The sequence below is a fragment of the Micromonospora sp. NPDC005173 genome, assembly GCF_040608515.1.
GTDB lineage: Bacteria > Actinomycetota > Actinomycetes > Mycobacteriales > Micromonosporaceae > Micromonospora.
Map to the genome: position 1 here is coordinate 41,983 of NZ_JBEXIK010000049.1, position 7,432 is coordinate 49,414.

A 7,432-nucleotide genomic window follows, 5' to 3' on the forward strand; every position below is an offset into this window, starting at 1 on the left:
AGGCACCAGGGCTCGCCGAAGAGGTCGGGACGCAGCACCGACTTTGACCTGAGAAACGGGAACCTGCTGGCGGTGGTATGACGCTCACGCTTCGAACAGCACCTGCACCGCCCGGGCGAGCCTGACCAACCCCGGTTCGGCGTCGGCGCCCAACGGACCGGAACCGTCAATACTTTGCCCTTGCGCTAAGTATCGCGGCGAGCAATGCTTAGCCGCGTGGCACAGTATTGGGAGCAGCTCGACGGCGTGTTCATCGCCCTCGCCGACCCGACGCGGCGCCGTGTCATCCGACGCCTCGGCCGCGGTCCGACGAGCGTCGGCGATCTCGCCCGCGAGTTTCCGATGACCCTTCCGTCGTTCATGAAGCACGTACGGACGCTCGAGTCGAACGGGCTGATCCGCACGGTCAAGTCCGGCCGGGTGCGCACCTGCGTGCTCAACCGTGAGCGCCTCGCCCTCGTCGAGGGCTGGCTCGCGGAGCAGCGCCAGATCTGGGAAGAGCGCACCGATCGCCTCGAACGCCTCGTCACCGATCCGAAGGAGAGCCAACAGTGAATCCCGACCTGGACCTGGCCTTGGAGCGGGTCATTCGCGCCCCCCGCGCCGCCGTGTGGAGCGCATGGACCGACCCGTCCCGCTTCGAGAAGTGGTGGGTCCCAGCTCCGACCCTGTGCCGCGTTGACCGCTTGGACGTCCGGCCCGGCGGTGCGCTCGTGACCCGACTCAGCAACGACGGAGTGCAGTTCGTCCCGCACGTCGACGCAACCTTCCTCGTCGTTGACGAGCTCGAGCGGATCGTGTTCACGAACGCGATCGACAGCTCTTGGCGCCCCACTAACCCTGCACCGGTTCCCATGACCGCCGAGATCACCCTGAGCGATCATCCCCACGGCACGGACTACCGGATCATCGTCCGACATGGTGATCCCGCCGCACGCGCCCGTCACGAGGAACTCGGCTTCGTCGAAGGCTGGGGCTCGGTCACCAAGCAACTCGCCGGGGTCGCCGAAGGCCAGGGCGTGGAATGAAGATCGTCCTTACCGAGTTCGTAACCCTCGACGGGGTCAGCCAGGGTCCCGGGTCTCCGACCGAGGATACGAGCGATGGCTTCACCCAGGGCGGCTGGCTCGTGCCCTACCTGGACGAGCTCTTCGTCCGGCGTACGTCTGAGTGGCTGGGTCTCGCCGACGGTCTGCTGCTCGGGCGGCGGACCTATGAGGCGTTCGCTCGCGACTGGCCGCAGATCACCGACCCGGACGACCCGTTCACAGAGCGGATGAACTCACTACCGAAGTACGTCGTGACGAACACCCTCACGGAGGGTAGTTGGCACCCGACGACGGTGCTCCGCGGCGACCCGATCCAGACTGTCGGGAAGCTCAAGGCGCAGCCGGGACGGGAACTCCAGATCCACGGGAGTGCGCGACTCGGCAAGGCCCTGTTGTCGGCCGGCCTCGTCGACAAACTCCGGCTCGTCGTCGCCCCCACTGTGACCGGTTCCGGGCGGCGGCTGCTCGACCACCCGAGCGCACCCGTCGGCCTCCGGCTCGTTCACCACGAGGTGACGGCGAACGGCCTGCTGTTGCTCGAGTACGAGTGTGTCGGCGCCGCCCCGGTGGCGGAATACGAGGGCGTCACGGCCTTCGTATAGTCACCACGCTCACAATATGACCGGCCACCGACTGATCCTCGGCGGCGCTGTCCTCTCCCCCGGCAACGCGGGCCGCCCCGGTGCCGGTGATGTGGGCGGCGGACGGCCGACCCGAGCGCCCCCACGACGCGCCTCGATCCAAGTTGGGCGCCATCCCTGAGCGGCGACGAGGAACATCGGCACGACGACGAAGATCCGGTTCGCGCGGGCGCGCTCGGCCTGCTCGGCGAGCCAGCTTTCCTCGTCGGTGATCCGTTGCAGCAGGGCGTACGCGGTGTAGTCGGTGAACACAGCGGTGTGCACCTCAGCGACCGGGTCAGTGAACCCGGCGTCGAGCAGCAGGTTGCGATACCTACGGGCAACGCGCGGCGACGGAAGCGAGTCCGCCTTGGCGTGGACCAGCCGACGCGTGGTCTCCGGCTCGTCCGAGTCGATGGCGATCGTGTCCCAGTCCTGGCCGAGCAGCACGGCCCGGCCGCCCGGCGCGAGCACCCGGCGGGCCTCGGCCACGGCTCGCGCCGGGTCGTCGAGCATGTGCAACACCTTGTCCGCGCGATAGTAGGTAACCGAGCCGGTCTCGAGCGGCAGCTCGTAGGCGTCGCCGACATGGAACTCGCCGGCCGGCCAGCGCTCCCGGGCCACGGTCGCCGTCCGGCCGATCATGGCCCGCCACTTCACCGACGGTGCGCCCTCGCCACGAAGGCCGCCAGCACGAGCACCGTCGCTGTGGCGTTGGAACTCTCGCCGCGGGAATGCTCCACCGTCACCAGCCATCCCGCAACGGGGTCGGCGCGCGGCAGGCGGTGACCGGGCGCAAGACGGTCGCCGATGGACCGCCCAGCTACGCGGTCGCACTGAGATCGCCATCCTGGCCGGTCGACTCGGGCAGAGGCAATCCGGCGCTGAGCTGCTGAAGCGTGAATGGCTTTACTGCCTGGTCAGCTGGCACTTCGACCCGACGTCCGGGACATGCGGCTTCCGCACCACCGGCCACAGCAACCTGAGCAGGTAACCGACAGACCGAAGGCGCGGGGGCGGGACTTCGACGAGTCCCGCGCCTGCGGCATGTCCGGCACCGTGCGGGTGGGACGCCGACGCCATCGCCGCCGGCCCCGCCGCGCCCTCATGACTGTGTTCGGGCCTGATCCTCCAGCAGGGTGGCGAAACCGTCGAGATGGCGTGCGAGACCGTACTCGAACAGTCCACCCAGGTCCGACGCCAGTTCCGTCGGGACCGTCGCCAGCAGTGGAAATCTTCCACTGTCGAGGAGCTGGTCGGCTCGCTTCTGCTGTGCCAGCCGCCACCCATCGAGCGTGACACCGGTTTCCTGCTCCGATTCGACCTCGGCCGCCATGGACAGCGCGACGGTGACGACCAGGCCGTGAAGCGTGAGCGCCTCGCGGATCCGTGTCGTCACGGGCAGCCCGAGCCCGTCGAGCGCGCGCAGGGTCCACTCGGTGTGCGCCATCACGTTGGGCACGAGCGCCGGACGGGTGAACGAGACGGCCCTGGGCAGCCAGAGGTGTCGCCGGCACAGTTCCCACTGTTGGCGGGCGATCAGTTCGAGTTTCGCCCGCCAACCGGGCGGTCCCGGGTCGGGCAGTTCGGATTCGCCGAAGACCTCGTCGGCCATTTGCGTCACCAGCTCGTCCTTGGTCGCCACGTGCCGGTAAAGCGACATCGGGCCGGCTCCGAGGTCGGCCGCGAGACGTCGCATCGACACTGCGTCGAGTCCCTCGACGTCGGCGATCGCGATGGCGGCGCGGAGAACGTGCTTCCGGCTCAGCGGCTGCTTGCGGGTGCCAGCCTGCCGCGGCCTGTGCGATTCGGCCGGGCTGACAGGGTGCTTGCGGCGGGCGTGGTTGCTGACCACCGTGCCGGACCCGACCGTCGCTTCGACCAGCCCGTTGTCGCGGAGAGTCGCCATCGCTCTGGTCGCGGTCGCGACCGCGACGCCCCATCGCTGGGCGATTTGCCGGACTGAGGGTATGCGGTCCCCCGGCCGCAGGTCGCCGGTCAGGATTCGGCCCCGGATCTCCTCGACGATCCGCCGGTATGGCGGATCTGGGCGCGGCGTCGGCGAAGGCATGGGTGCCCTCCGATCTACTGGTGAGGTTGTCTCGCGCCTGGAATGTACTAGTTCAATTATCGTCTGGTTAGTACACTTCCGCTGCTCAGCCAGGCGACATTGACTCGACTTCGCCTGAGGCGGGGATACGGTGTACGCATGGCGAAAGATACACCGTACGCACTCGTGCGGCAGGCGGATGAGGCAGACCGGCCGGCGGTATCGGACATCCTCACCGAGGCGTTCATGGACGATCCGGTCACCTGTTGGCTCTTCCCCGCATCGGGTGAACGCGGTCGTCTCCAGTCGCACTTCTACGGCCACCTGCTGGATCAGGCCTCCGCCGAGGCATACCTGGTCGGCCGTGGTGAGGGTGCCTCGGTGTGGCTGGCGTTGGCCGCTGGCCAGGCGCCCGACGAGGAACGTCCGGACGCGCCCGACGTGGACCGGAACTCGGTCTTCGGCGAGAACGGCGCGCGGTTGCGGACTCTGGGGCTGGCACTGGCCGAGCGGCATCCCCGTCGCGAACCGCACCTCTACCTCTCGTGCATGGGCGTGGTGGGCGGGCGGCAGGGCGCCGGACTCGGCTCGGCGATGTTGCGCCACCGGTTGGAGCGAGCGGACGCCGACGGGCTCGCCGCGTACCTGGAGGCGAGTTCACCCCGGAGCCACGCCCTCTACCTTCGGTACGGCTTCGAGGACCTCGGCGAACCGGTTCGCGTGGCGGACAGCCCACTCCTGTGGCCGATGTGGCGCCAACCGCGCGCTTGACCACCCCACCACTTCCCCAACCACAAGGGAGAACCTCGATGACGACGAAAGACACCACCGGCGACCGCCGACCGCCGACCCTGGTCTTCGTACACGGCACCAACTCCTCGTCGCACTTCTGCTCGGGACTGATCACCGAACTCACCTTGCGGGGGCACCGGTGCGTGGCCGTCGACCTTCCGGGACACGGCGCTGAAGGGTTCTTCCCCCGCTCGTACCAGGCCCCGCAGGACCGCGAAGGGCTGGCAACCGAGCCGTCGCCGCTCGCCAAGATCACCATCGACGACTACGTCGAGCGCGTCGTGGACGTGGTGCGCCGCGCTCGCCGCCACGGGCCCGTGATCCTGGCCGGCGCCAGCCAGGGCGGCGTCACCGTGAACAGGGTCGGCAACGCCATCCCCGAACTGCTCGACCGGGTCGTCTACATGGCGGCGTACTGCTGCGTCGACCTCCCGAACGTGGCCGCCTACCTTGCCACGCCAGAGAACAGCGACAGCCTGCTCCCCCTGGTGACCCGGGCAGTGGTCGCCGATCCGGCGATCCTCGGAGTGGCCCGGATCAACTGGCGCTCGGCCGATCCGTCGGTGTTCGACGGCATCAAGCAGTGCCTCGCCGGCGACTTCACCGACGAGGCGGTGAGCCGGCTGCTCAACATGCTCGAGCCTGACGAGCCCGTCAGCATCCCGCTGGCCGACGCCCGCGCCGAAGCAGGCACCTGGGGCCGGATTCCCCGAACGTACGTGCGCTTCACCCACGACCGGCTGATCCCACCTGCGCTACAGGACAGGTTCATCACCGAGGCCGACCGTCTCACCCCGGACAACCCGACCGACGTTCGAAGCGTCGCGGCACCCCACGTCGGCCCGTTCGACCGACCCGAACTGGTGGAGATCTTCGCCGAACTCGCCGGCCGCTGACTCTGGTCGCTGCCCAACGCGGCCGGTCTGATGGCCGGCGCCATGACGGCCCCGGCCCTCGCCGCGAAGATCCGCCCCGGTTTCGTCATCGCGGGCGGCCTGGTCGTCGCGGCCATCGGACTGGGAATGCTCACACTGGTCAGCGCGACAGCGGGTCTGGGCATCCTGGTGACGGCGTCCGCGATCATGGGTGCGGGTCTGGGGCCGATGGCGGCTCTCAGCACCGACCTGATCGTCGGGCCGGCTCCGCCCGAGCGTGCCGGTGCGGCCTCGGCCATCTCCGAGACGGGCACCGAGCTGGGCGCCGGTCTGGGCATCGCGGTCCTCGGCAGCATCGGCTTCGGTGTCTACCGCAGCCAGATCGCGGACACCATGCCGGCAGGCGTCGACTCCGAGGCGGCGCACGAGTCGCTCGGTGGCGCGGTGGCGGTGGCCCAAGACCTCTCCGGGAAGGCCGGTGACGAACTGCTCACCGTCGCCCGTGAGGCGTTCACCCACGGGCTGCATGTCACGGCCCTCGTCGGCGCCGGCGTCGCGCTCGTCCTGGCACTGCTGGCAACGGTGCTGCTGCGCGGCGTCAAGCCGGGCGTCAGCGGTCACGACGAGGCCGCGGAGGGCACCCCGCAGGCCGGAACCCCCGAAGCGGTGAAGACAGAGACCGCGGTCGGAAGCATCTGAACCACCCGGACCGGCTGACGGCCCGACCGCACGGACCGGAGCACGGAGAGTGCGGTGGTCCGCTTCCGGCACCCTCGGCCGGACCAACCGGCGTCGCGGGAAACACCCACCGCGTCGTCGCCGCAGGACACCGGCACAAGATGGTGCGAAGCAGGAGATTGCTGACGCTCCTGGGATGACAAAGATACATGCGTTTCGCATATAGTTGCTGACATGGAGTCGAGCCTTGAAGCAGCAGTCAACGAGTGGCACGCGAGTGTGAATGACGGGGATCTGCAGCGGTCGGCAAGGGCGGTGGGTGATCCGATGGTCGCCTTGGGGCCGAAGGGGGCTGGGTCGATCACGCCTGAGCAGTTCGCGGAGTGGGTCGAGCGTTCCGGGATCAAGCTGACCCCGCGGTCATGGCACCCGATCAGCGAGCGACTCATGGTGGTCGAGGAGGACGCCACCTGGCCTGAGAGCAAGACACCGACGCGGGTGGCGACGGTTTTCCGTGCTTCCGGTGGCAAGGTGACCGCTTCGCTGCGGTTGCCCGACCTCAAGTCGGCACTCGAACTGGCCTATGTCTGCCGTGAAATGGCGGCATCCGAGTGACCAGCCAGGGGCCGGGCCAGGTCTTGTTCGGCTTCGTCCGGCACTGGTCACGCCGATCGGCGACTGGTGATCCGGGATCCGCCGAGCAAGGGCGACTCGTGCTTGTCAGCGAGGCAGTCCACTGCCTCACTGAGCGCGGGATCTCCGCAACCGTCAACGCGGTCGCGCACGAGATCGGGATCGACCAGAGCGGAGCCTCACGCCTGATCAAGAGCGCCACCTCGGCCGGCTACCTGGTCATGGAGGCTTCCGCGGCTGATGGCCGACGACGCGAAGCGTCACTCACACCCGCGGGCCGATCAACGCTGAACCAGGCTCATCGCTGGCAGGAGGAGGTCTTCGACCAGCTGGCCGCAGGTTGGAGTGAGCAACGGCGCCGCGAATTCCAGCAGGCCATGACCGACCTCATGGACCGGTCTTATGCGACGGAAGCATGAGCCACGCGATCGAGACCTGGCGTGGCTGTGGCAATGGCCGCGTGCGATTAGCGGGCGCTGCGGGCTGTAGGTCGTTGCGGCCTCAGCGGCCCACGGCGGTCTCCCGCTCCACACGCGACAGCTTTTCGGGATTGCGCACGTGGTAGGCGCCGGTGACGTAGCCGTTCTCGACCCGCACGGCCAGCACGCCGTCGATCTCCCCGTTGACTCGGACGAGCAGCCCAGGGCCACCATTGATCTGTGCCACCTCGACCGATCGTTGGGCGTCGCGTTTCCACCAGCCGACGGCCAGCAAGCGAGCCACGTTGCCGGCCCC

10 protein-coding genes and 2 pseudogenes are annotated in these 7,432 nt (G+C 68.7%); 8 read left to right on the top strand and 4 right to left on the bottom strand.

Translation table 11 applies throughout. The features are described from left to right. Positions 1 to 204 precede the first annotated feature (204 nt). From ABZV00_RS32050 to ABZV00_RS32060, 3 genes are read left to right on the top strand one after another with little or no spacing between them, the layout of a single operon-like run. Positions 205 to 555 (top strand): helix-turn-helix transcriptional regulator, encoded by a 351-nt coding sequence (locus ABZV00_RS32050; protein ID WP_355613183.1) that lies wholly within the window; start codon positions 205 to 207, stop codon positions 553 to 555. After that, a complete protein-coding gene (locus tag ABZV00_RS32055) occupies positions 552 to 1,028 on the top strand; it encodes an SRPBCC domain-containing protein (protein ID WP_355613184.1) in 477 nt (158 codons plus the stop codon). Before ABZV00_RS32050 ends, ABZV00_RS32055 begins: the two co-directional genes overlap by 4 nt. Continuing rightward, entirely contained in the window at positions 1,025 to 1,651 is a 627-nt protein-coding gene (locus ABZV00_RS32060; protein WP_355613185.1) for a dihydrofolate reductase family protein, read from the top strand. The genes ABZV00_RS32055 and ABZV00_RS32060 overlap by 4 nt, the downstream gene beginning before the upstream one ends. A gap of 9 nt (positions 1,652 to 1,660) precedes the next feature. Here ABZV00_RS32060 and ABZV00_RS32065 read toward each other — a convergent pair whose 3' ends face one another. The 3 genes and pseudogenes from ABZV00_RS32065 to ABZV00_RS32075 all read right to left on the bottom strand — a co-directional run. After that, on the bottom strand, positions 1,661 to 2,314 hold the full coding sequence (locus ABZV00_RS32065; RefSeq protein ID WP_355613186.1) for a methyltransferase domain-containing protein: 654 nt from the start codon (positions 2,312 to 2,314) through the stop codon (positions 1,661 to 1,663). A 460-nt stretch (positions 2,315 to 2,774) separates the two neighbouring features. Then, the gene (locus tag ABZV00_RS32070) at positions 2,775 to 3,524 is read right to left on the bottom strand and encodes a TetR/AcrR family transcriptional regulator (RefSeq protein WP_355613194.1); all 750 of its coding nucleotides are present in this window, start codon (positions 3,522 to 3,524) and stop codon (positions 2,775 to 2,777) included. 6 nt (positions 3,525 to 3,530) lie between these two features. Next, a pseudogene (locus ABZV00_RS32075) lies at positions 3,531 to 3,740 on the bottom strand (winged helix-turn-helix domain-containing protein); the annotation flags it as partial. A gap of 138 nt (positions 3,741 to 3,878) precedes the next feature. Between ABZV00_RS32075 and ABZV00_RS32080 the strand changes: the two are divergent. The 5 genes from ABZV00_RS32080 (at position 3,879) to ABZV00_RS32100 (ending at position 7,116) form a co-directional block, all read left to right on the top strand. Continuing rightward, positions 3,879 to 4,490, top strand: coding sequence for a GNAT family N-acetyltransferase (locus ABZV00_RS32080; RefSeq protein ID WP_355613187.1), 612 nt, complete (start codon positions 3,879 to 3,881; stop codon positions 4,488 to 4,490). A gap of 38 nt (positions 4,491 to 4,528) precedes the next feature. Continuing rightward, on the top strand, positions 4,529 to 5,407 hold the full coding sequence (locus tag ABZV00_RS32085; protein WP_355613188.1) for an alpha/beta fold hydrolase: 879 nt from the start codon (positions 4,529 to 4,531) through the stop codon (positions 5,405 to 5,407). A 42-nt stretch (positions 5,408 to 5,449) separates the two neighbouring features. After that, entirely contained in the window at positions 5,450 to 6,085 is a 636-nt protein-coding gene (locus ABZV00_RS32090; protein ID WP_355613189.1) for a hypothetical protein, read from the top strand. Positions 6,086 to 6,298: 213 nt separating this feature from the next. Further along, complete coding sequence (locus ABZV00_RS32095) at positions 6,299 to 6,679, top strand: hypothetical protein (protein WP_355613190.1); 381 nt, start codon at positions 6,299 to 6,301, stop codon at positions 6,677 to 6,679. A gap of 98 nt (positions 6,680 to 6,777) precedes the next feature. Then, the gene (locus ABZV00_RS32100; protein ID WP_355613191.1) at positions 6,778 to 7,116 is read left to right on the top strand and encodes a MarR family winged helix-turn-helix transcriptional regulator; all 339 of its coding nucleotides are present in this window, start codon (positions 6,778 to 6,780) and stop codon (positions 7,114 to 7,116) included. Positions 7,117 to 7,198: 82 nt separating this feature from the next. On the opposite strand, the pseudogene ABZV00_RS32105 reads toward ABZV00_RS32100, so the two are convergent. Next, positions 7,199 to 7,432, bottom strand: a pseudogene (locus tag ABZV00_RS32105) (RNA polymerase subunit sigma-24); the annotation flags it as partial.

Bases quoted from the DNA above. Each gene is read 5' to 3' on its own strand.
- ABZV00_RS32065 (WP_355613186.1), bottom strand. From the start codon at position 2,314: ATGATCGGCCGGACGGCGACCGTGGCCCGGGAGCGCTGGCCGGCCGGC.
- ABZV00_RS32080 (WP_355613187.1), top strand. From the start codon at position 3,879: ATGGCGAAAGATACACCGTACGCACTCGTGCGGCAGGCGGATGAGGCA.
- ABZV00_RS32085 (WP_355613188.1), top strand. From the start codon at position 4,529: ATGACGACGAAAGACACCACCGGCGACCGCCGACCGCCGACCCTGGTC.
- ABZV00_RS32090 (WP_355613189.1), top strand. From the start codon at position 5,450: ATGACGGCCCCGGCCCTCGCCGCGAAGATCCGCCCCGGTTTCGTCATC.
- ABZV00_RS32095 (WP_355613190.1), top strand. From the start codon at position 6,299: ATGGAGTCGAGCCTTGAAGCAGCAGTCAACGAGTGGCACGCGAGTGTG.
- ABZV00_RS32060 (WP_355613185.1), top strand. From the start codon at position 1,025: ATGAAGATCGTCCTTACCGAGTTCGTAACCCTCGACGGGGTCAGCCAG.
- ABZV00_RS32050 (WP_355613183.1), top strand. From the start codon at position 205: ATGCTTAGCCGCGTGGCACAGTATTGGGAGCAGCTCGACGGCGTGTTC.